Source organism: Nonomuraea sp. NPDC050663, assembly GCF_044456985.1.
Taxonomy (GTDB): Bacteria; Actinomycetota; Actinomycetes; order Streptosporangiales; family Streptosporangiaceae; genus Nonomuraea.
Window position 1 is genome coordinate 146,707 of record NZ_JBITGL010000010.1, and the last position, 21,299, is coordinate 168,005.

The window sequence follows — 21,299 nt, forward strand, 5'->3', positions numbered from 1 at the left end:
ACATCGTTCTAAGATTCTGCGAGGTCCTGAAATGCCGGTCAATCCCCTCAGGGCATCCCCGGCTCGATCACGGAGGCGAACGGGTCGTCGAAACGCACGGTGCGCGTCACCCTGCCGCCGGCGCTGTCGCCCAGGTCGTGGTGGACGGCGACGGCGCCGGGGTGGCGAAGGAACAATCGGGCGACGGCGGCGGTTCTAGCGGTTCCGTGCAGGCCCGTGACAAGGACGACGGGGATGACAGGAGCGGACACAGGGCCTCCCTGGGATTAAAATGAAAACCGTTGTCGTTATCATTGCACAGCTTCGAGAGGAGATGTCATGGCCAGGAACGAACTGCGCCCGGTGCTCAAGCTGCGCTCGACCGCCGGCACCGGCTTCACCTACGTGACGACGAAGAACCGCCGCAACGACCCCGACCGGCTGGTGCTTCGCAAGTACGACCCGACCATCCGCCAGCACGTCGAGTTCCGGGAGGACCGATGAAGAAGAGCACGCACCCCACTTACCAGCCGGTCGTCTTCCGCGACCCGGGCGCCGACTTCGCCATCCTCACGCGCTCGACCATGACCAGCGCCAAGACGATCGAGTGGAGCGACGGCAACGTCTACCCCGTCGTGGACGTGGACGTCTCGTCGGCGAGCCACCCGTTCTACACCGGCCGCAGCCGCCTGCTCGACACCGCGGGCCGCGTCGAGCGCTTCAACCAGCGGTACGGCAAGCAGGCATGACCGCCACGTGATGAGATGCCCCGGTCGACAGCTACTGGCGGGCGCGGCGATCTGGGCCCTGCCGGGTTCTCCGGCAGGGCCTTCGCCGTTCTGTGCGCGGGCCCGCGTTCACAGCGCCGGGTCTGGCGTTGTCCTTCCGGGCGGTCTGGCCGTTCTGGTAGGTTCCGGAAAATGCGGATCACGGCACTGCAGTTCCATGAATCCGAGGGTGTCGACGACTGGCGGGTGCTGGCGTTCGGCGCCTGCGCGCACTTCCTCACCGGATCCCTCTCGACGGGCGTCGCCCTGATCGGGGCGATCGGCGCCCTGGCCGGGCAGGTGGGCAAGGATCCCGACGTCGACCTGCGTCCCGGTCACGTGACCGTGCGGCTGCTGACCCTGGAGCAGTCGGGCCTGACCGAGGCCGACCGCGAGCTGGCCGTGCGGATCTCGCTGGCCGCTCGCGAGCTGGGCGTGAGCGCCGACCCGTCGGCCGTCAGCGACGTGCAGTTCGCCATCGACGTGATGGACGTGGCCAAGGTGCGCCCCTTCTGGGCGGCGGTCCTGGGCTACGAGGAGTGGGGCGAGGAGGACGTGATCGACCCGCGCCTGCGCATGCCGTCGATCTGGTTCCAGGAGATGGACAAGCCGCGTACCCAGCGCAACCGCATCCACATCGACGTGTTCGTCCCGCACGACCAGGCCGAGGCGCGCGTGGCGGCGGCCGTCGCCGCGGGCGGGCGGGTGCTCAACGACACGACGGCCCCCACCCATTGGACCCTGGCCGACCCCGAGGGCAACGAGGTCGACGTGGCGACGTGGCAGGGCCGCGACGGGTTCTGACGCGGCCCTGGTCCAGCGCTCAGTCGCGCAGCCTGCCCCGCAGGGTCTGCGCGTCCTGGGCCGTCCACCCGTGCGCCTCCAGCCAGCCCAGCGGCCCGCCGAAGCGGGTGTCGAGGACGCCGAGGAATTGGGTGAGGTACTCCGCGCGCGGCATGTGGTCGTCGGCCGTGCGGGTGTCGAGGTCGGTGCGGTAGGTCTCGCTGGAGCGCAGGCGGGCCAGGATGCCCTCGATGCGCTCCCCCGTGGCCACGTAGTCCTCGACGATCGACTCGCGGGTGGCGCCCGCCACCGTCAGCGCCAGGGCGCACAGCACGCCGGTGCGGTCCTTGCCGGCGGCGCAGTGCACGATCGAGGCGCCGTCGCCGCGGGCCATCGTGCGCAGCGCCCGCAGGACCGAGTCGGGGCGGTCGCGCAGATAGCCGTAGTAGAAACCCGTCACCCGGAGTTCGGCGGCGTCCTCCTCGGGCAGTCGTTTCTGCCAGGGCAGCACCTTGTCCATGGCGACGTCGGTGTGCTGCCCGCCCTCGGCGAACAGGGTGTGGTGGTGGATCGTGACCTCGGGCACCGCTGCCAGCGGTCCCGGGCCTTCGAGTGCCACCTCGGCTCCGGATCGGAGGTCGACGACATGCCTGACCTTGAGCGTGTCGACCAGCACGGAGACGTCGGAGGGGGTCAGTCCCTGAAGGTTGTCGGAACGGAACAAACGTCCGGAACGGATCTCGCCACCGTCGGTCGTGGGCAGTCCGCCCAGGTCGCGCACATTGACGGCACCTTGGAGATCGATCCATCTCTTCAAGTTCTTCATCACTCCCACCCTAACCACGCGATTTATAACGCAGTATGAAGAAACAGCGGCGAAGGGAGGTCAGGTGGATCCGCGTAGGTTGCCGCCGCGATTGGTCATCGATCCGACTGTGCATCCTCAGGTCTCCGTCGTGCTCAGAGAGAGCCCCCACTACTTGCAGCTCGCCCGCCAGGGGCGCCGCTCCGACACGGGCGGGAACCTGGGGCTGCTGTTCGTGCTGCCGGGGCTCCTCCTGCTGATCCTCGTCATGGTCGGCCCCGCGGGCATGGTCGTGGCGGGCGCGGGGATGACCGTCGCGATGCTGCTCAAATGGATGGCCACCGACCTCAACGGGCGCAGCGCGCGCAGCAGGCTGCGCCTGGCGCACGAGCACGCCGAGCACTACGTGCTCGCCTCCGACCTCGACTATCCCTGCCAGCAGCTGCTCAAGCGCGCCCAGGACGCCGCCGACCGGGTGCTGGCCTCCGAGGTGAACAGGGCCGGCTACATCGACACGATCGACAACCGGGTCACCCTCCCCGAGGAGGTCTGGCAGATCGCCACCCGCCTGCAGCGGTTGTCGGCGATGCACTCGGAGCACGGCAAGATCGTGCCCAAGGAGCTGCCGCCCGGCTTGGACGAGGCGTTCAAGCCCTACGCCAGCGCCCTCGACGCCGCCTGGACCTCCCTTTCGAAGCGGGTCAAGAACCTGGAGGCCTACGCGGTCCAGGTCAAGAAGGCCGACGAGGTCTTCCGCGTGCACCGCCGGCTGGAGGCCCTGGCCGCGCGCACCCACGACTACCAGGCGCTGGTGGCCGACACCGTGCAGGACGAGATCGCCCGCAACCACATCAGGGAGCTGTCGGAGCAGGCCGCCAACGCCCGCCGCATGTTCGAGGAGAGCATCGACCAGGCCAAGGAGGCCGCCGGTCACCTCATGAAGCCTCAGCTCTCCTGAGCAGTTCCAGGGTGCGCCGCATGCCGGCCTCGTTGCCGAGGCTGCGGTAGAGCTCGCGGGCCTGCCGCAGGTGCGGCACGCCGGTCGCCGGGTCGCCCGCCTCGACGTGCGCCTCGCCCAGGTATCTGAGGCTGCGCGCCCGCCACCACTGGTCGTCGAGCTCCTCGAAGGCGTCGACGGCGCGGCGCAGTTCGGCGTCGGCCTCCGCCGTACGGCCCAGCCGGGCCAGGGCCCTGCCGACCGACAGCAGCGTGCGCGCCACGCCCCACGAGTCGCCCAGCGCCATCAGCATCTCCTCGGCCCTGCGCACGTAGCCCAGCTCGCGCAGGCCGTTGACCGGGTTGCCGACCTCGCCCGCGGCGCGCAGGCAGCGGGCCTCCTCCCACAACTCGCCTCGCTGGCGGAAGATCTCGGCGGCCCTGTCGAGGTTGAGCTCCGCCTTGAGGAAGCCGTCCTCGGCCGCCCGGTGCTCGCCCTCGCGCCGCAGCGTCCGCGCCTGGGCCGCCAGCGCCTCGCCGTACGCCCGCAGGGTCTGCGCCTCGGAGTAGCGGTTGCCCTCCTGCTTGAAGACCTCCAGCGCCTCTTCCAGCAGGTCTCTGGCCTCGTCTGCGCGCCGCTGCGCCAGCCGCAGCTCGGCCAGGTTGCGCCGCGAGCGCGCCGCCCACCATCCGTCGTCCTCGGCCTCGAATCCGGCGATGGCCGCGACCAGGAAGTCCTGGGCCCGGTCGAGGTGGCCGTCGTTGAACAGCGCCATGCCGACCGTACGGCTGGCGCGGGCCGCCCACCACGACTCGCCCAGCTCGGTGAAGATCGCCAGTGCCTCCTCGGCGTTGGCGCCCGCCGCCTCGTGGCCGCCGAAGCCGCCCAGAGCGGGCGCACGGTCCAGCAGCGAGATGGCCAGCGCCCGCCGGTCGCCCATACGCTCGGCCGCCTCGCAGGCGATCTCGGCCACCAGCAGCCAGTCGGACCAGTAGGCGCGCAGGGAGTGGCACAGCGAGCTGAAGGCGCGCCCGAGCCCCCAGCACAGGTCCCACAACTTCAGGTCGCGGGCGAGCTGCACCATGGCCACCACGGCGAGCCGCTCGGCGTTGAGCCAGCCGACCGCCAGGCCCTGACCCTCGAAGTCGCCGCGCCGGCCGGTGCGCCCCCAGTCCTGGGGCCAGCGGCGCTGGGCCGCGTCCTCGGCCCTGCGGCGGTATCCGGACAGGACCCGCTCGACGGCGGCGCGGCGGCGCTCGTCCTCCTCCGCCGGCATCTCCGCGGCGTAGACGCGCACCAGGTCGTGCAGGCGGTAGCGCATGGCGCCGGTCTGGTCGGTGCCGGAGCACTCGGCCAGCTGGGCGTCGATGAGCGCCTCCAGCTGGTCGCCGCCGTCGAGCTCGGAGACGTCGAGCAGCTCGCCCGCCACCCAGCCCGGCACGTCGGGCGCGGTCAGCCCCGACAGCAGGCGCAGCAGGCGGCGCTGGATGCCGGTGCAGTCGTCGTAGCTGAGCTGCACCGAGGCGCGCACGCTGCGGTCGACGGAGCCGGGCACCTGCAGCTGGTCGAGCAGCTGGCGCTCGTCGCGCAGGCGGTCGGCCAGCAGCCGCAGCGTCCAGGTGGAGCGGGTGGCCAGGCGCGCGCCGCAGATGCCGATGGCCAGCGGCAGGTGGTCGCACAGCCGGACGATCTCCTTGGCCGCGCTCAGGTCGTCGGCGACGCGCGCGCCGCCGGCCAGGCGGGCCAGGAGTTCCACGCCCTGGGCCTCACTGAAGACCGACAGCTGGGTGTCGAAGGCGTTCATGAGGAACAGCGGCTGGCGAGAGGTGACGATGACGGCGCAGCCGGGGTCGGCCGGGATGAGCTTGCGCACCTGGTCGCCGTCGTGGGCGTTGTCGAGGCCGATGAGGATGCGCCGCCCCTTGGTCCAGGTGAGCCAGAGCTTGCGCAGGTCGTCGAGGCCGCCGGGGTCGGTGGTCTGGCGCACGCCCAGGGCGCGCAGGAAGCCGACGAGCACCTCCTCGGGAGGGATCGGGGAGTCGACGACGCCGCGCAGGTCGGCGTAGAGGCGGCCGTCGGGGAACCAGTCGGCCACCTCCTGGCCGAAGCGGGCCATGAGCGCCGACTTGCCGACGCCGCCCCTGCCGTACACCGAGACCACCAGCGGCGAGACCTCCTCGGAGCGGCGCCGGTCGGAGAAGACCTTGCGCAGCTCTCCCAGGGCCTCGCGGCGGCCCGTGAAGTGCTCGGGGGCGGGCGGCCACTGCTCGGGCGCCATCGAGGAGGGCTCGGCCTGCTTCCGGCGGTCCTTCGGCGTGGCGGTCGTCGCCCACGTGGCCAGGCCCACCAGGAGGGCGGCGGCCAGCGTGACGCCGATCTTGGCGCCGACCGGTATGTCCCATTCCAGTGAGGCGGCCAGGATGCTGGCGGCTGCCGCCGCCGCCCCCGCGGCGACCGGCGCGGCGAGTGCGACGCGTCTGCGCCTGCGCGCGGGCGGCCGCTCGTCGGGCAGCGAAGGTAAGGGCCCCGTCATACTGATTATTTTGCCCCGAGCGCGTAGCGGATGGCCTCGTCCATGGTCATCGAGAATCCGTCCATGTAGGCGGTGGCGAAGGCGCCGTGCCCGATCAGCGCGGTGATGTCGCGCTCGGTGCGCTTGCGCAGCACCTGCAGCTGCGACACGTTCAGCCGCAGCCCGTAGGTGTGCTCGACCAGGGCCAGGATGCCCAGCAGGCGGGCGGCCCGCTGGTTGTCGCCGAGCTGGGCGGCGCTGGCGGCCAGGTTGGTCAGGCTGGTGCCCATGCCGAGCGCGTCGAACAGCCGCTGCTTGACCCACAGGGCGTCGCGGGCGTACTTGTCGGCCTCGGCCGGGTGGCCGTGGTCGAGCTCGATGAGGCTGCGGATCCAGTCGCCGTAGGAGTCGAGCCAGACCTCGCCGCGGGCGACGCTGAGCCTGCGCTGGCGGGCCAGGATCTCCTGGGCCTCCTTGGACCTGCCCAGTTGCAGCAGCGTGAAGGCCTGGCCGAGGAGCGCGTAGCTCAGTCCCGCCTCACGTGGCGTCGCCTGCGCGTGCAGCTCCTCGGCCCTTCGGTACAGCTCCAGCGACTCGTTGATGCGCCCGAGGTAGATGGCGGTGATCGCGCTGCAGGCGACTCCCCATCCGGCCGCGAGGTGGTCGCCGGCGGGAATGGCGCGGGTGACGCACTCGGTGGCCAGTTCGTCGGCGTCGTCCAGGTCGCCCTGGAAGTTGGCCAGCCACGCGCCCACCCACAACGCGTGCCGCACCGAGGCCGGCGGGTTGTCGGCCAGGGCCAGCGCCCTGGCCAGGTGGTGGCGGCCCTCGGCGTTGTGGCCGCCTGCCATCCACAGGTAGCCGAGGTTGGCGACCAGGTCCAGGCCCAGGTCCTGCTCGGCGGTGTCCGACAGGCACAGCTCGATCGCCGCCCGCAGGTTGGGCAGCTCCCGGCGCATGCGCGCGCACCAGGCGGGCTGGTCGGGACCGAACCACTCGGCGTTGAACTGCCTGGCCAGGCCCAGGAAGTAGTCGCGGTGCGCCAGGCGCATCAGGCCGTTCTCGCCCAGGCGGCGCAGCCAGCCCGCGCCGTACTCCCGCAGCGTGTCGAGCTGGACGAACCGCCCTCCCGGCAGCGCGGTGAGGATGGACTTGGCGACCAGCTCGCGCAGCAGCCCCTCCACGCGGGCCCGGTCGAGGCTGTGGTCGGCGCACACGGTCTGGGCGGCATCCAGGTCGAACTCGCCGGCGAAGACCGACAGGCGCGCCCACAGCAGGCGTTCCAGCGGCTCGCACAGCTCGTGACTCCAGCCGATGGCGGTCAGCAGCGTCTGGTGGCGCTCCGGGCTGCCCTGGCCGCCCAGCAGCAGGTGGAAGCGGTCGTCCAGGCGTTCCACGATCTGGGCGGGCGACAGGGTGCGCAGCCGTACCGCGGCGAGCTCGATCGCCAGCGGGATGCCTTCCAGCCGCCGGCACAGCAGCGGGGCGTCGGGGGTGTGAGCGTTCTCGGGGGCGCGCGCGGTGAGCAGGGCCAGGGCGTCGTCGGCGGGGAGCGGCTGGATGGGGTACTGCAGTTCCTCAGGCAGGCCCAGGGGGCGGCGGCTGGTGGCCAGCACGACCAGGCCGGGCGCCGCGTGGTGCAGGTGCTTGACCAGTTCGGCACACGCGTCGATCAGGTGCTCGCAGGTGTCGAGGACGAGCAGCAGCTGTCGGTGGCGCAGGAAGTCGGCCAGGACCTCGAGAGGCGGGCTGGTGGAGACCGTCCCCACGCCGAGAGCGGCGGTCACGGTGTGCGGGAGCAGGTGGGGGTCATGCAGGTGCGACAGCTCCACGAGCCAGACGCCGTCGGGGAACAGGCCCCGGGTGAGCTTCGCCACGCGCAGCGCCAGCCGGGTCTTGCCCACGCCGCCCACGCCGGTCAGGGTCACCAGCGGGACCTTGCGCACGACCCGTACCAGTTCGGCGCTCTCGCGTAACCGGCCGACGAAACTGGTCACCTCGGCCGGGAGGTTTCCGCTACGCGAACGCACGGTTCATAGTACGGCGGGCAAAAGGGGTACGGCTGCCCTTGCCGTACCCCTTTCATCCGATTTACAGGCCGATGGTGTGGCAGACAGCGGTCATCTTCTTGGTGGGGTCGCTCTCCGAGGTGGCCGTCAGGGTCACCTTGGCGAGCCTGCTGCCTCCGTCGGCGCGCAGCGCGTCGACGGTCACCAGTTCGTGCCGCCCGTTGTCCACCGCCGCGAGGGCGTTGGGCAGCCGGACCGTCCAGCCGCGGCCGTCGACCGTGGCCGACAGCCGGTAGACGTCGCCGCCCAGGTAGGCGGTGACGTCCTCGGGGTGCTGCGCCTGGGTGGCCGCCGCGCGACCGGTGTTGAACAGCGGGAAGCGGCAGGAGCTGACGCCCTTGCCGGTCGGGACGCCCGCCGCGGGCAGCAGCCGCAGCCCGCGGGTGTGCGGCCCCGAGCCGTCGAGCGAGCGCACCGCGACGGTGTAGGACAGCACGCCCTGGCGGTCGCGGTGCACGTCGGTGACGTAGAAGTGCAGCCGGTTGGCCGCGTCGACGTACTCGTACTCGCTGCCCGAGTCGGTGCCGGCGTGGAAGAGGGCGTCCGACAGCTGCCGGTAGTCGCCGATCGTGATCGGCACGGCGGTGCCGTCGGGCAGGACGTAGTCGGTCATCCCGATGTCCTGCGGGTTGGCGTCGATCACCCACTCGAACGGCGCGGCGTCGGCGTTCTTGGTCTTGGCCAGCAGCACGCCGGAGTCGGGGGTGAAGGAGTCGGTGCCCATGCGGTCGACGACCTCGACCGTGTAGTTGTTGTAGCCGCCGCCGTCGCACAGCGGGTCGGTGCGCCAGTCGCAGGCGGGCGCGTTGTCGAGGCCGTCGAAGGCGACGTTGACACCCGACAGCCCGCTCGTTCCCGGCTGTACGGCACGCGCGGTGACCCGGGCGGTGACGACTCCGGATTCGTCGAGCGCCTCCCTGCTGAGCCGCAGGACGTTCTGCTCGTCCACCATGCCCAGCTTGATCTTGTTGCGCAGCATGTGCTGCGCGCCCATGGAGGCGCCCGCCGTGGGCGGGATCAGCCAGCGGCTGTGCGGCCCGCCGGGCCCGTTGAAGGTGCCTCGGCTGAGCATCTCCCAGATGCCGCTGTAGGCCCTGCGCACGGGCACGCCGTAGGGATTGTTGTAGTTGTCGGCGATGCCCAGGATGTGGCTCAGCTCGTGGGCGTAGACGGACATGCCGGAGCTTTCCGCCTGCACGGAGTCGACGCCGAAGCGGGCGTTGGGCCAGAAGTTGGAGCCCGCCTGCCAGGAGGTCCACTCCACGTAGCGGGTGGGCGACCAGTTGGGCAGGGCGGGATCGGGCGGGCCCCACTCGTCGGTCACGGCCTCCTTGGTGGGGAACTTCATCATGCCGAACTCCTGCCAGGTGCTCGATTCGTCCTGGCCGGCGCTGACGTAGAAGATGAAGTCGTACTTGGCCGCCTCCTCGGGACCGACCGCGTCGATCCACGCGGCGTTGCCGTCGGTGCGCAGGTTGCGGGTGCACGTGTCGCCCGCGGGGCACGCGGTGCGCTGGTACTCCATCGCGTACTCGTGGTCCTTGCCCGGCATCGTGTACGGGCCGAAGCCGGTGAGGTCGACGCCGATGCGGCCGCCGGAGTCCTCCATCCAGTACTCATGGATGGTGTGGCCCCGGTTGAGGGCGTTCGGGGTGTTGAGGAAGTCGCGGTAGAAGGCGGCGACCTGGTCGCGCGGGATGTCGTGGGCCTCGGCGCTGGGGTTGCCGTAGATCGTCGAGCCCTTGGGCTGGGTCACCACGAACGCCTGGTTGGGGTAGTCCAGCAGGACGAGGGCGCCCTTGAACTGCCTGGTCGAGCCCTTGACGGCGGGGTCGGCCCAGTTGGTGCCCGGGATGGCCTTGTAGTCCGCCCACGTCATGTGGTCGGGGTTCTTCCAGTTCTGCGGGTCGATGGGGGTCAGCTGCGGGGTCGGGCGGCCGCGCAGCGCCTGGGACTCGTCCTGCTGCCAGGGCTGGGTCTGGGGCCAGTGGTCGCGGCGCCAGGGGTGTTCCGGGTCGGGGTCGCCCGGATTCGCGGAAGCGGGGGTGGTGGTCAGGCTCAGCGGAACCAGGATGAGGAGCGCCGCTAACGCCTTAACAGGCTTCTTCACGCCTTTCGACGCTATAGATCGAAATAGGGGAGATCAACCACTTTCCGCTCCACCCCTGGTCGAACGTGCTTCCGAAAGCTGATGTTTCCTGATGCGACTACTCCCCGTCTCCCGGGGGTAGCCGCACCGAACTTCGACATCCGGCTTCAAAGGAGGCTCCGGTGAGCGAATACCCAACCCGGGATCAGCAGGAGAGTGGCACGGTGGAGCGTGCCAAGGGCGCCGCCGCGCAGACCGCCGGCACCGCCAGAGAACAGGCACGTCAGGTCGGCGGCGAGGTCCGCACGCAGACCACGAGGGTCGTGCGGCAGTTGCGCGACCGCGCTCGCGAGCAGGGCGACGCCCAGAGCCGCCGGGCCGCGCGCAACATCCGTCAGTGGGCCGACGACCTGACGACGATGAGAGACAACGCCAAGCCGGACTCCCCCACCTACGACGCGGTCCACCAGGTGGCCACCGGAGGGCGGCGGGCGGCCGACTACCTGGAGGAGCGGGGCGTCAGCGGGATGCTCACGGACGTGCAGCGGTTCGCCCGCCGCCGTCCTGGGCTGTTCCTCGCGGGCGCGCTGGCCGCGGGGTTCCTGGCGGGACGTGCCGCCAAGGCCGCCGCCGAGGAGCGGCGCGACGAGCGGGAAGAGGAGCGCGGCTACCAGGGTTACGGCCAGGGCTACGGTCAGGCCGACACGATCGACTACGGCCGCCAGAGCACCTCGACGACCGGCGAGCCGTACGGCAGCACAGGCGAGCCGTACGGCGGCACCGGCCCGGCCGGGAGTCCGAGCCCGACGACGACCACGCGCCCGGCGGGACCGTCGAGCCCTTCCGCGCCCACGAGCCCGTCCACCCCGCGCCCCGCCGGCGGCACTCCGTCCACGGGCCCCGCGCCGAGCACGACGTATCCGGCGGGCGGTCCTTCGACCGGCCGGCCGGGCGACGACGAGCCCGGACAGCGTCCCGGCGGTGAGCCGCGATGACTGCCCCCACTCCTGAGCAGCCCACCATCGGGCAGCTCGTCTCGGATCTGGGGGCCGACCTGTCCAAGCTGTTCCGCCAGGAGGTGGAGCTGGCCAGGACCGAGCTGCGCGAGGAGGCGGTCAAGGCTGGGAAGGCCGCGAGCCTGCTCAGCGTGGCCGGGGTGGCGGGCCTGATGGCGGCCTTCCTGGTCAGCCTGGCCGTCGTCTTCGGCCTCGACAGCGTCATCGACGCGGGCTGGGCGGCGCTCATCGTCGCCGTCATCTGGGCGGCCGTCGGCGCGATCGCCTACACCAACGGACGCAAGCGCATGCGCGAGGTCTCCCCCGTGCCGGAGAAGACCGTAGAGACCCTCAAGGAGGACGCTCGATGGGCACGAGATCTGAAGAGCTGAGGCAGGAGATCGCCCAGACCAGGGCCGAACTCGGCCAGGACGTCGACAGGATCGCCGACCGCACCAGCCCCAAGCGGATCGTCCGACGCCGCACCTACCGGATCCGCTCGGCCGCCCGGCGCTTCACCGACCGGGTCATGGGCACGTCCGACACGGTGTCGAGCACGGCCTACGACACGGGACGGTCCGTACGGCACGGCGTCGGCGAGGCGGCCGACACCGTCAAGCACGGGGTCGGCCAGGCGGCCGATGCGGTGCGTTCCGCCCCCGACCAGGCCATGCGGCAGACGCAGGGCAATCCTCTCGCCGCCGGGCTCATCGCCTTCGGCGCGGGGCTGCTGGCGGCGGCGCTGATCCCCTCGACGGAGGCGGAGAAGCGTGCCGTCGCGCAGGCGGGTGAGTACGTCGAGCCGATGGCCGAGTCTCTGAAGGAGGCCGCCCAGAATCTCGGCCAGGAGGCCAAGCAGACCGCCCAGGAGGCCGCCGGCCACGTCAAGGAGAGCGCCACCCAGGCCGCCCAGGCCACCGGCGACCAGGCCAGGAGGGCCAAGGACGAGTTCTAGCCCCACCGATGAGGCCATCGAGCGGCCCGGGCCGGGCTCACCGAAACGATCCCGGCCCGGGCCGCTCGACGTCTCCGGAGGGCTGGTCGCCGCCCGGCCGAGCGCGGCTCGTTGCGTCACGTGGGGGTGCGCGGGTTAAATGCCGGAAAGCCCTTAACCCAACGCCCGGAGAACCGCCGGTGACCGCCGGGAGAACTCCGCGGCCGCTGCCTGCTGACACCACCGAGGCGAGGAGTGCCGATGCCGTCTGCCGCGCGCACCGGAGAGCTGCTCCGGCGCCGCGAGCCCACGCCGGTCGTCCTCCACAGCGCTCCCATGGTCCTGCCGGTCGTCGCCGAGCCGATCGGCGACGGCGCGGTCGCCGTCAGGGGCGACAGGGTCCTGCAGGTGGGCAGGAGGTCGGCGGTGCGGGCCGCCTATCCCGGCTGCCAGGAGATGCGCTGGCCGGGCACGATCGTCGCCGGCCTGGTCGACCCGTTCGCGACGGGCGAGGCTCCTGGCGTGACCACGCGCGCGGGCCTGGGCGAGTCGTGCGACGTCATCTACGTGGAGGTGCGCTGCGCGGACGCGCAGGCGTGGGAGGAGCACGAGCGCGACTCCCTGATCACCGCCATCCGCGAGGCGGACCGGCCGGTGGGCGTGGCGGCCCACTCCCCCGATCCCGAGGTGCTGGAGGATCTGGCGGTCCTGGCCAGGACCTTCGATCTTCGGCTCGTCGCCGATCTGGCCGTGACGGCTCCCGGCCCGCTCGACGAGGCGGGCGTGCTGGGCCCGCTGTGCCACGTGGCGTGCTCGGGCCGGCTGGATCCGGGCGAGCGCAAGCTGCTGCTCCTGCGGCAGTCGGTGATCGCCTTCAGTCCTGGCGGTGACGCGCTGGCCCTGCTCGACGAGGGGGAGCCGTTCGCGCTCGCCGGTGACCCGCTCGGCCAGGCGGCGGCGCTGGCACGCCGCCGTCCCACCCGGGCCGAGCGCCTGGTGCGGGCGGCGACGCTGGGCGGCGCCGCGGCTCTGGGCCGCGACCGGGGGCCGGGCCGTATCGGCTCACTCGGCCCTGGTAGCCGCGCGGACCTCGCCGTCTTCCAGGTCCGCGACACGCGCGGCCGCCATCCCTACTCCGCTCTGCTCGACCACGCGCCGTGCCTGGCCCGGGTGGTCGCCGGCCGGGTCGAGCGCCGGGCGGAGCGAGCGGTCGACGCGCTGGCGCGGGACCACGGGCACCGGACGCCTGACCGCCGCGGCGCCGACCGGATGTACGGCGAAGCGGAAGCGGGCGGGATCGATCCTGGGCGGTAGCGGCTCGCCCAGGTGTTGCCCGAGCAGTTCGTAACCGCGTTCTCTGATGAGTTCGGCGAGCGCGGCCTGGGCCAGCTCCAGCAGCCGCTCGGCGATCGGGCTCGGGGCGCCGTCGAGCCATTCCTCCGGCGCGAAGCGTCTGCTCCCGCTGGTCAGCCTGAGTCCTTCCAGCACGCAGGCGCGCAGGTACGGCGTCGGCCCTCCGGCCGCCACCTCGCGCGCGGCCGTCACGCATTCGTGCGGGCGGCAGGCCAGCAGGGCCAGCGTCTGCACGACCGCGGTGGACAGCGGCACGCCGAGAGCGAGATCGAACTGTTTTCTGGTGATCAGCCCTTCACTGGGAAAGGCACGCATCGCCGCACGTACCTCGGCCGGTGACGGCAGGTCCCCCACGGGCTTGGTGGCCCTCCTCCACATCCGCGACATAATGCACCCCCTACCCACGTCACACAGACCACACGCGCCGGGTAACAGCGGTGTCACTTCTCCCTTTACGCTCTTTTACGTGCACAACACCAGATATGCCCGCTACGGGATGGTTTGCAGTGTCGATCACCTCGCTTCCGCCGCCGGGGTGAACGCTCTCGAACGCGGCGGTTCCGCGGCCGACGCGGCCATCGCCACCAACGCCGTCCTGGCCGTCACCGCCCCCCACCTGTGCGGCATGGGCGGCGACCTGTTCGCGCTGGTGCACGCCGACGGCGAGGTGACCGCGCTGGACGCCTCCGGCAGGGCCGGCTCGGGAGCCGACGCCGCCCAGCTGCGCTCCGAGGGTCACGAGCGCATGCCGCACCTGAAGGACATCCGCTCGGTCACCGTGCCCGGCTGCGTCGACGGCTGGCTCGCCCTGCACGACAGGTACGGCAGGCTGCCGCTGGAGCAGTTGCTGGCCCCCGCGATCCGGCTGGCGGAATCGGGCTTCCCCGCCTCGCCGCTGATGGCCCCGGGCGCTCCGCTCATGGCCGAGCAGCCGGGCGGCACCGACTACGCTCCGGTGCGCGCGGCGGGCGACCTGATGACCCGTCCCGGCGTGGCGCGTGCCCTGCTGTCCATCGTCGAGGACGGCCGCGACGGCTTCTACCTCGGCGAGTTCGGCGGCGGCCTGCTGGAGCTCGGCGCGGGCGAATACACCTCAGAGGATCTGGCCAAGGCCACCGGCGAGTGGGTGCGCCCGCTGTCGGTGGAGGCGTTCGGCCACCGGATCTGGTCGATGCCGCCCGTCTCCCAGGGGTACCTGCTGCTGCTGTCGCTGGGCATCGTCGACGGCCTCGACCTGCCCGACTCCCCCGAGCACCCAGCCTTCGCACACCTGCTGGCCGAGGCGTCGCGGGCGGCCGGACACGACCGGCTCGCCCTCCTGTACGAGAACGCCACCGGCCTGGTCGGCCCGGAGGAGATCGCCAGGCGCCGCGCGCTCGTCGACCCGGCCGCCCGCTCCAGGCTCGCGGCGCCCACCGCCGACGGCGACACGACCTACCTGTGCGCCGTGGACGGCGAGGGCATGGGCGTCTCGCTGATCCAGTCCAACGCCTCGGGCTTCGGCAGCCTGCTCATCGAGCCGAACACCGGGATCAACCTGCACAACCGCGGCATCGGCTTCTCCTTGGAGCCCGGCCACCCGGCCGAGTACGCGCCAGGCAGGCGCCCGCCGCACACGCTGGCTCCCGCGCTCATCACCCGGCCCGACGGCTCGCTGCGCTCCGTCGTGGGCACCATGGGCGGCGACGCCCAGCCGCAGATCCTGCTGCAGGTCATCACGTCTCTGCTGAAGTACGGCAGGCAGCCCGGACAGGCGCTCGCGGCGCCCCGGTGGCGGCTGGGCTCGACCACCGGCTTCGACACGTGGACCGACCCCGACGCGATCGTGCTCCAGCTGGAGGAGGGCGCGCCCTGGACGGGCGGGCTGGAGTCGCTCGGGCATCCGGTGGCGGCCGTGCCGTACGGCTCGTCGTTCGGGCACGCGCACCTCATCGACGTGCAGGACAACGGGGTGCTGGCAGGCGCGGCCGATCCGCGCTCGCTCATCGGAGCGGCTCTCGGTATTTAGCCAGCTCGTGGGTACGAGTACCGGCATGACCGAATTGCCACCGGACCGCTACGGACTCAGCGACGAGCAGGAGATCGAGGTCGAGGAGTGGACCACCGATCTCGGGGAGCGGCACGAGATACTGCCCGACGACCCGGCCGAGCGCGAGAGCATGGACGAGCGGCTGCGCGAGGAACTGCCCGACGGGCCCGAGCGCGAGCCGAGGGAGAAGTTCCAGCTCACCGACGACGCCCTCGTCGAGACCGACGAGGATCTGCCGGCCGAGGAGCGCGCGATGCGCGTGGACGACGAGCCGTGAGGCCCGGCGATCACCCGCGCAGGTAGGGCAGCAGGTCGTGGAGGCTGTCGATGACCACGTCGGCCTCCGCGGCCTCGGGCTGCGCGGCGTGCAGGAATCCCCACGGGCCGCGGCGCAGCAGCGCGACGTGCATGCCGGCCCGCTTGGCCGCCAGGACGTCGTTGTCGAGCCGGTCGCCCACGTAGAGGATCTCGCCGGGCGCGCGCCCGGCGACCTGCGCGACCTTGGCGAAGAACTCCGGCTGCGGCTTGGCCACGCCCCAGCCGTCGGAGGTGTGGATGGAGTCGGCGGGCAGGTCCATCGCCACCAGGGCGTCGTAGGCCCGCTCCGGCTGGTTGCCGGCGATGATCACCTGGTAACCCGCCTCGCGCAGACCCCGCAGCGCCTCGCGCACGTCGGGGTAGAGATCGTCGGCGTCGAAGTGGTTGCGCAGGCTGTCGGGCTCGTCCTCGGCCCACGCCTCGATCTCGGCCTCGACGTCGAGGCCCGGCCGCACGATCTGGAAGGCCTCGCGGTGGGAACGCTTCAGCGCCGCCACCCCGCCGATCACGCCCAGGAAGGTCAGGCGGGTGACACCCAGGCGATCGGCCCAGCGCGACCAGATCCGGGTCTCGTCGATCAGGGTCTCGCCGACGTCGAAAACCAGTGCCTTGATCACGCGGGTCAGTTTAGGGCACCCGCCGCGGGCTCCCTGAGCCTGTCCATCGCCTTGGCGATGCGCTTCTCCGAGATCGGCGTGGGCGTGCCGAGAGTCTGGGCGAAGAAGCTGACCCGCAGCTCCTCGATCATCCAGCGGATCTCGCGCACGTCGGGGTCGCCCCGCCGTACGGGAGGCAGCTTGTCGAGCAGCGCGGCGTAGTCGTCCTCGACCTTGTGCACCCGGTCCATCCACTCCACGTCGCGCCACGGCTCCTCGGGCAGCTTGGTCAGGCGCCGCTCGATGGCCCGCAGGTAGCGGGAGACGTCGGGCAGGCGGCGGGCCCCGGTGGAGGTGATGAATCCGGCGTAGACGAGGGTCGACAGCTGGTGCCTGATGTCGTCGACGGAGTCGCTCGGCCTGGCCGCGTCGAGCATGGTGCCGATCGAGTGCCAGGTGGCCAGGATCTGCTCGGTCTTGGCCAGGACGTCCCTGGCGGTGTCGTACAGCTCGGCCCGCACGTGCTGGTAGAGCCGGTCGAAGGCGACCGGCTCCCAGGCCGGTCCGCCCAGGTCGTGCATGAGCTTGTCGACCGCGGCGGTGACCACGTCGTCGAACAACGCCACCGCGCCGCCGTGCGGCGAGCGCGACAGGGCGAGCTTGGCCTGGTTCGACAGGCCGCCGAGCAGCTGCCTGGCCGGGTTGACCACGTTGAGCAGCAGCAGGCGGCGGGTGCCGGTCCACATGGAGCGGCGCTGCTGCGCCTCGGTGTCGAAGATCTTGATGGCCACGGACTCCTGGTTGTCGACCAGGGCCGGGTAACCCTTCATGCGGCCCTGCTCGAAGAGCTTGGGCAGGGTGCCGAAGCTCCAGGTGTGCAGCCCGGTGCGCTCCAGGTCGTCGGCGGCGGCCGACAACCGCTGGCGCAGCTTGGGCGCCAGGCGCTTCTTGAGAGCGTCGAGGTCCTTGTCCTCGGCGATCTTCTTCTTGCGCTCGTCGACGACGCGGTAGGTGACGCGCAGGTGGTCGGGGAGGTGGTCGAGCTGCCAGGCCTCGCGCGGCACCCGCACGCCCGTCAGCCGCAGCAGCTCGCGCTCCATCACCTCCAGCAGCGGCTCCTTGCCGGGCTCGACGGCGGCCAGGACCTGCTTGGCGTAGTTGGGCGCGGGCACGAAGTTGCGGCGGATGTGCTTGGGCAGCGAGCGGATCAGCTCGGTGACCAGCTCCTCGCGAAGGCCGGGGATCTGCCAGTCGAAGCCGTCGGAGCTGAACTGGTTGAGCATCTGCAGCGGCACGTGCACGGTGACGCCGTCGGCGTCGGCGCCCGGCTCGAACTGGTAGGTCAGCCGCATGCGCTGGTTGAGATGGCGCCAGGTGTCGGGGTAGTCCTGCACGCTGACGTCGGCGTTCTGGTTGACCAGCATCTCCGGCGTGAAGGTGAGCAGGTCCTTGTCCGGTTCGCGCTTCCACCAGTTGTCGAAGTGGCGCACCGAGACCACGTCGGCCGGGACACGCTGGTCGTAGAAGTCGAACAGCGCCTCGTCGTCGACCATGATGTCGCGGCGCCGGGCGCGGTTCTCCAGCTCCTCGACCTCTTCGAGCAGCTTGCGGTTCTCCTTGAGGAACTTGTGGTGGCTGTCCCACTCGCCCTGCACCAGGGCATGGCGGATGAACAGGTCGCGCGAGATCTCGGGATCGATGCGGCCGTAGTTGACCTTGCGCCCCACGACCAGCGGCATGCCGTACAGCGTGACCTTCTCCAGGGCGATGACCGCGCCCTGGTCCTTCTCCCAGTGGGGCTCGGAGTAGGTGCGCTTGAGGAGGTGCGCGGCCAGCGGCTCGACCCAGTCGGGCTCGATCTTGGCGTTGACCCGCGCCCAGAGCCTGGAGGTCTCGACCAGTTCGGCCGACATCACCCACGCGGGCTGCTTCTTGGCCAGCGCGGACCCCGGCCAGATCGCGAAGCGGGCGTTACGCGCGCCGACGTACTCGGTGAGCGGGCGGCGGCCCTTCTCCTGGACGTTCTTGTCGACGACGTCCTTGACGCCCAGGTGCGACAGCAGGCCGGCCAGGAGCGAGACGTGCACGGTGTACGGCTCGGCGTCGGTGCTGTTGGGCTGGGCGCCGAGCGACTGGCGGATCTGGCTGTAGATGTCTTGCCACTCGCGCACCCGCAGGTAGTTCAGGAACTCGGCCTTGCACAGCCGCCTGAACGCGCTCGACGACAGCTCCTTCTGCTTCTCCCTGACGTAGTTCCACAGGTTCAGGTAGGTCAGGAAGTCGGATTCGGGGTCGGCGAAGCGGCGGTGCTTCTCGTCGGCCTGCTGCTGCTTGTCGGCCGGGCGCTCGCGAGGGTCCTGGATCGAGAGGGCGGCCACGATGACCATGACCTCGCGCAGGCAGCCGTTCTTGTCGGCCTCGAGCACCATGCGGGCGAGCCTGGGGTCGACCGGGAGCTGGGCGAGCTTGCGCCCGACCCCGGTGATCGACCCTTCAGCGTCGAAGGCGCCCAGCTCGTGCAGGAGGTTCACGCCGTCCTTGACCTGGCGCTTGTCGGGCGGCTCGACGAACGGGAAGGCCTCGATGTCGCCCAGGCCGATGGAGGTCATCTGGAGGATGACGCTGGCCAGGTTGGTGCGCAGGATCTCGGGGTCGGTGAACTCCGGCCTGCCGACGAAGTCTTCCTCTTCGTAGAGCCGGATGCAGATGCCGTCGCTGGTGCGGCCGCAGCGGCCCTTGCGCTGGTTGGCGCTGGCCTGCGAGATCGCCTCGATGGGCAGGCGCTGGACCTTGGTGCGGTGGCTGTAGCGCGAGATGCGGGCGAAGCCGGGGTCGACCACGTACTTGATGCCGGGCACGGTCAGCGACGTCTCGGCGACGTTGGTGGCCAGCACGATGCGGCGGCCGGTGTGCGACTGGAACACCTTGTGCTGCTCGGCGGCGCTCAGCCGGGCGTACAGCGGCAGGATCTCGGTGTTGCGCAGCTGCGCCTTGCCCAGCGCGTCGGCGGTGTCGCGGATCTCGCGCTCGCCCGAAAGGAACACCAGGATGTCGCCCTGGCCCTCCAGCGACAACTCCTTGCAGGCGTCGATGATGCCCTGCGTCTGGTCGTCGTCCTCGTCGAGCGGCCGGTAGCGCACCTCGACGGGGTAGGTGCGGCCGGAGACCTCGATGATCGGCGCGTCGCCGAAGTGGCGGGAGAAGCGCTCGGGGTCGATCGTGGCGCTGGTGATGATGACCTTGAGGTCGGGCCGCCTTGGCAGCAGCTGCTTGAGGTAGCCCAGGATGAAGTCGATGTTGAGGCTGCGCTCGTGGGCCTCGTCGACGATGATCGTGTCGTACTGCTCCAGCAGCCGGTCGTGCTGCAGCTCGGCCAGCAGGATGCCGTCGGTCATCAGCTTGACCAGGGTGCGGTCGCTGCCCTGGTCGGTGAAGCGCACCTTGTAGCCGACGACCTCGCCCAGGGTGGTGCCGAGCTCCTCGGCGACGCGCTCGGCGACCGTGCGGGCGGCGATGCGGCGCGGCTGGGTGTGGCCGATGAGGCCGCGCACGCCGCGGCCGAGCTCCAGGCAGATCTTCGGGATCTGGGTGGTCTTGCCGGAGCCCGTCTCACCGGCGATGATCACGACCTGGTTGTCGCGGATCGCCGCGAGGATGTCGTCACGGCGCTGGGAGACCGGCAGGTTCTCCGGGTAGCTGACGACCGGCACGGCCTCGCGGCGCCGCACCACCCGCTGCTCGGCCCGCTCGACGTCGGCGAGGATCTCCGCCGTGATCTTCTCGCGGGCCTCGCGGCTCTTGACCCTGCGTGTGCCGTCGAGCCTGCGCCGAATCCGCCGCTGGTCGCGCGGCATCAGATCGGACAGGCGTGCGTGAAGGTCGGATGTTCCCATGTTGCTTTCAAGGATATTCGGGACTGCGAAGCCAACCGCCAATGGTGCCTGACGGTGCGGCCGCCCGCATCCGAATATCGGGCGGCACGCTGGACGGGATCGATCCAGCGGGTGAGGATCACTGCTGGTGCCGCCGCAGCCGATCCGACCCCGTGGAGGTCAAGCGATGAGTTTCCTCGTTCCCGCCGAGGACGCAGGGATGTTCGAAGAAGACCTGGCCGACCGCGGCTACGTCATGAACCTCACCCGGCTCTGGGCGCACCTGCCCGACGCGCACGCGGGGCTCATGGGGCTGCTCGGCCTGACCGCCGACAAGCTCGGGCTGAGCGTGCGCGACCGGGGCGTGCTGGTCACCGCCTGCGCCGCCGCGCTGGGCGACTCCTACTGCTCGCTGGCCTGGGGCGCCAAGATCGAGGACGCCGCGGCGATCCGCGGCGACGACGAGGGGCTCGACGAGCGCGAGCGGGTGATGGCCGCCTGGGCGCGCAAGCTCGCCCGCGACCCGAACTCCACGACCGAGGCCGACGTGCGGGCGCTGCGCGAGGCCGGGTTCGGCGACAGCGAGATCTTCGCCCTCACCCTCTACCTCGCGCTGCGCATCAGCTTCTCCACGGTCAACGACGCGCTCGGCGCCCTGCCCGACGCGGCCCTGCGCGACAGCGCCCCGCCCGCGGTGCTGCAGGCCGTGACCTTCGGCCGGCCCATCGCACCCGATCAGCCGTTGTAGGCGTCCCGCAGGGCCTGGACGTCGATCTTCGACATCTTCAGCATCGCCTGCAGGGCCCGGCCCGCCGCCTCCTTGTTCGGGTCGGTGCCGAGATCGGTCAGGAACCGCGGCACGATCTGCCACGACAGGCCGTACTTGTCCTTGAGCCAGCCGCACGGTCCCGGCTCGCCGCCGCCGGCGGTGAGCGCGGCCCACAGCTCGTCGACCTCCTCCTGGTCGGCGCAGTCGACGTACAGCGAGACGGCCTCGTTGAACTTGAACTCGGGACCGCCGTCGAGCGCGTAGTACGGCTGGCCGTCGAGCTCGAAGACGACCTGGGTGACGTCGCTGCCGTCCGGCGAGGCGTTCGCGTACTTCTCGACCCGCACGATGCGCGAGTTCTTGAAGACCGAGCAGTAGAAGGCCGCGGCCTCCTCGGCCTGGTTGTCGAACCACAGGAACGGCGTGATCTTCTGCATGGCTGTCTCCCTCTTCGTGGTGAATGCCTTCACCACTACAGACCGGCGGCGCGGC

At 71.2% G+C, this 21,299-nt stretch carries 20 protein-coding genes; 12 read left to right on the top strand and 8 right to left on the bottom strand.

What is annotated here, in order from left to right; all coding sequences use genetic code 11:
• Positions 1–47: 47 nt before the first annotated feature.
• Positions 48–251: a hypothetical protein gene (locus ACIBH1_RS29700; RefSeq protein ID WP_397317252.1), complete on the bottom strand. Its 204-nt coding sequence runs from the start codon at positions 249–251 to the stop codon at positions 48–50.
• Positions 252–318: 67 nt separating this feature from the next.
• Here ACIBH1_RS29700 and rpmG point away from each other — a divergent pair, with 67 nt between their 5' ends.
• From rpmG to ACIBH1_RS29715, 3 genes are all read left to right on the top strand, one after another.
• The gene (gene rpmG / locus ACIBH1_RS29705; protein WP_397317253.1) at positions 319–483 is read left to right on the top strand and encodes a 50S ribosomal protein L33; all 165 of its coding nucleotides are present in this window, start codon (positions 319–321) and stop codon (positions 481–483) included.
• Positions 480–728: a type B 50S ribosomal protein L31 gene (locus ACIBH1_RS29710; RefSeq protein ID WP_397317254.1), complete on the top strand. Its 249-nt coding sequence runs from the start codon at positions 480–482 to the stop codon at positions 726–728. The genes rpmG and ACIBH1_RS29710 overlap by 4 nt, the downstream gene beginning before the upstream one ends.
• Before the next feature lie 171 nt (positions 729–899).
• Positions 900–1,550 carry a VOC family protein gene (locus ACIBH1_RS29715; RefSeq protein WP_397317255.1) on the top strand — a complete coding sequence of 217 codons (651 nt, stop codon included), beginning with the start codon at positions 900–902 and terminating at the stop codon, positions 1,548–1,550.
• 19 nt (positions 1,551–1,569) lie between these two features.
• Here the strand turns inward: ACIBH1_RS29715 and ACIBH1_RS29720 are convergent, their stop codons facing one another.
• Positions 1,570–2,355, bottom strand: a complete 786-nt coding sequence (locus ACIBH1_RS29720) for a tyrosine-protein phosphatase (protein WP_397317256.1) — start codon at positions 2,353–2,355, stop codon at positions 1,570–1,572.
• Positions 2,356–2,485: 130 nt separating this feature from the next.
• On the opposite strand from ACIBH1_RS29720, the gene ACIBH1_RS29725 reads away from it, so the two are divergent.
• On the top strand, positions 2,486–3,292 hold the full coding sequence (locus ACIBH1_RS29725) for a hypothetical protein (protein ID WP_397317257.1): 807 nt from the start codon (positions 2,486–2,488) through the stop codon (positions 3,290–3,292).
• Here the strand turns inward: ACIBH1_RS29725 and ACIBH1_RS29730 are convergent.
• From ACIBH1_RS29730 to ACIBH1_RS29740, 3 genes are all read right to left on the bottom strand, one after another.
• The gene (locus ACIBH1_RS29730; RefSeq protein WP_397317258.1) at positions 3,270–5,804 is read right to left on the bottom strand and encodes an ATP-binding protein; all 2,535 of its coding nucleotides are present in this window, start codon (positions 5,802–5,804) and stop codon (positions 3,270–3,272) included. The genes ACIBH1_RS29725 and ACIBH1_RS29730 overlap by 23 nt on opposite strands.
• A gap of 5 nt (positions 5,805–5,809) precedes the next feature.
• On the bottom strand, positions 5,810–7,813 hold the full coding sequence (locus ACIBH1_RS29735; RefSeq protein ID WP_397317259.1) for an ATP-binding protein: 2,004 nt from the start codon (positions 7,811–7,813) through the stop codon (positions 5,810–5,812).
• A gap of 61 nt (positions 7,814–7,874) precedes the next feature.
• Positions 7,875–9,962: a M6 family metalloprotease domain-containing protein gene (locus tag ACIBH1_RS29740; protein ID WP_397317260.1), complete on the bottom strand. Its 2,088-nt coding sequence runs from the start codon at positions 9,960–9,962 to the stop codon at positions 7,875–7,877.
• A 161-nt stretch (positions 9,963–10,123) separates the two neighbouring features.
• Here ACIBH1_RS29740 and ACIBH1_RS29745 point away from each other — a divergent pair, with 161 nt between their 5' ends.
• From ACIBH1_RS29745 to ACIBH1_RS29775, 7 genes are all read left to right on the top strand, one after another.
• Positions 10,124–10,936, top strand: coding sequence for a hypothetical protein (locus tag ACIBH1_RS29745; RefSeq protein WP_397317261.1), 813 nt, complete (start codon positions 10,124–10,126; stop codon positions 10,934–10,936).
• Entirely contained in the window at positions 10,933–11,328 is a 396-nt protein-coding gene (locus tag ACIBH1_RS29750; RefSeq protein ID WP_397317262.1) for a phage holin family protein, read from the top strand. The genes ACIBH1_RS29745 and ACIBH1_RS29750 overlap by 4 nt, the downstream gene beginning before the upstream one ends.
• Positions 11,304–11,891 carry a DUF3618 domain-containing protein gene (locus ACIBH1_RS29755; protein WP_397317263.1) on the top strand — a complete coding sequence of 196 codons (588 nt, stop codon included), beginning with the start codon at positions 11,304–11,306 and terminating at the stop codon, positions 11,889–11,891. Before ACIBH1_RS29750 ends, ACIBH1_RS29755 begins: the two co-directional genes overlap by 25 nt.
• 240 nt (positions 11,892–12,131) lie before the next feature.
• Positions 12,132–13,184: an imidazolonepropionase-like domain-containing protein gene (locus tag ACIBH1_RS29760; protein WP_397317264.1), complete on the top strand. Its 1,053-nt coding sequence runs from the start codon at positions 12,132–12,134 to the stop codon at positions 13,182–13,184.
• A 15-nt stretch (positions 13,185–13,199) separates the two neighbouring features.
• Positions 13,200–13,562 (top strand): hypothetical protein, encoded by a 363-nt coding sequence (locus ACIBH1_RS29765; RefSeq protein WP_397317265.1) that lies wholly within the window; start codon positions 13,200–13,202, stop codon positions 13,560–13,562.
• Between the two features lie 127 nt (positions 13,563–13,689).
• A complete protein-coding gene (locus tag ACIBH1_RS29770) occupies positions 13,690–15,231 on the top strand; it encodes a gamma-glutamyltransferase family protein (protein WP_397317266.1) in 1,542 nt (513 codons plus the stop codon).
• Between the two features lie 25 nt (positions 15,232–15,256).
• Positions 15,257–15,529 carry a hypothetical protein gene (locus ACIBH1_RS29775; protein WP_397317267.1) on the top strand — a complete coding sequence of 91 codons (273 nt, stop codon included), beginning with the start codon at positions 15,257–15,259 and terminating at the stop codon, positions 15,527–15,529.
• Between the two features lie 10 nt (positions 15,530–15,539).
• On the opposite strand, the gene ACIBH1_RS29780 is transcribed toward ACIBH1_RS29775, so the two are convergent.
• Positions 15,540–16,187, bottom strand: a complete 648-nt coding sequence (locus ACIBH1_RS29780) for an HAD family hydrolase (RefSeq protein WP_397317268.1) — start codon at positions 16,185–16,187, stop codon at positions 15,540–15,542.
• A 5-nt stretch (positions 16,188–16,192) separates the two neighbouring features.
• Positions 16,193–20,059: an ATP-dependent RNA helicase HrpA gene (gene hrpA / locus ACIBH1_RS29785; RefSeq protein ID WP_397317269.1), complete on the bottom strand. Its 3,867-nt coding sequence runs from the start codon at positions 20,057–20,059 to the stop codon at positions 16,193–16,195.
• Between the two features lie 166 nt (positions 20,060–20,225).
• Between hrpA and ACIBH1_RS29790 the strand changes: the two genes are divergently transcribed.
• Positions 20,226–20,786, top strand: a complete 561-nt coding sequence (locus tag ACIBH1_RS29790; RefSeq protein ID WP_397317270.1) for a carboxymuconolactone decarboxylase family protein — start codon at positions 20,226–20,228, stop codon at positions 20,784–20,786.
• Here ACIBH1_RS29790 and ACIBH1_RS29795 read toward each other — a convergent pair.
• Positions 20,774–21,244: a VOC family protein gene (locus tag ACIBH1_RS29795; protein WP_397317271.1), complete on the bottom strand. Its 471-nt coding sequence runs from the start codon at positions 21,242–21,244 to the stop codon at positions 20,774–20,776. The two genes, ACIBH1_RS29790 and ACIBH1_RS29795, sit on opposite strands and share 13 nt — an antisense overlap.
• Positions 21,245–21,299: the final 55 nt, after the last annotated feature.

Bases quoted from the DNA above. Each gene is read 5' to 3' on its own strand.
- ACIBH1_RS29790 (WP_397317270.1), top strand. From the start codon at position 20,226: ATGAGTTTCCTCGTTCCCGCCGAGGACGCAGGGATGTTCGAAGAAGAC.
- rpmG (WP_397317253.1), top strand. From the start codon at position 319: ATGGCCAGGAACGAACTGCGCCCGGTGCTCAAGCTGCGCTCGACCGCC.
- ACIBH1_RS29720 (WP_397317256.1), bottom strand. From the start codon at position 2,355: ATGAAGAACTTGAAGAGATGGATCGATCTCCAAGGTGCCGTCAATGTG.
- ACIBH1_RS29710 (WP_397317254.1), top strand. From the start codon at position 480: ATGAAGAAGAGCACGCACCCCACTTACCAGCCGGTCGTCTTCCGCGAC.
- hrpA (WP_397317269.1), bottom strand. From the start codon at position 20,059: ATGGGAACATCCGACCTTCACGCACGCCTGTCCGATCTGATGCCGCGC.
- ACIBH1_RS29795 (WP_397317271.1), bottom strand. From the start codon at position 21,244: ATGCAGAAGATCACGCCGTTCCTGTGGTTCGACAACCAGGCCGAGGAG.
- ACIBH1_RS29775 (WP_397317267.1), top strand. From the start codon at position 15,257: ATGACCGAATTGCCACCGGACCGCTACGGACTCAGCGACGAGCAGGAG.
- ACIBH1_RS29730 (WP_397317258.1), bottom strand. From the start codon at position 5,804: ATGACGGGGCCCTTACCTTCGCTGCCCGACGAGCGGCCGCCCGCGCGC.
- ACIBH1_RS29755 (WP_397317263.1), top strand. From the start codon at position 11,304: ATGGGCACGAGATCTGAAGAGCTGAGGCAGGAGATCGCCCAGACCAGG.
- ACIBH1_RS29750 (WP_397317262.1), top strand. From the start codon at position 10,933: ATGACTGCCCCCACTCCTGAGCAGCCCACCATCGGGCAGCTCGTCTCG.
- ACIBH1_RS29715 (WP_397317255.1), top strand. From the start codon at position 900: ATGCGGATCACGGCACTGCAGTTCCATGAATCCGAGGGTGTCGACGAC.
- ACIBH1_RS29760 (WP_397317264.1), top strand. From the start codon at position 12,132: ATGCCGTCTGCCGCGCGCACCGGAGAGCTGCTCCGGCGCCGCGAGCCC.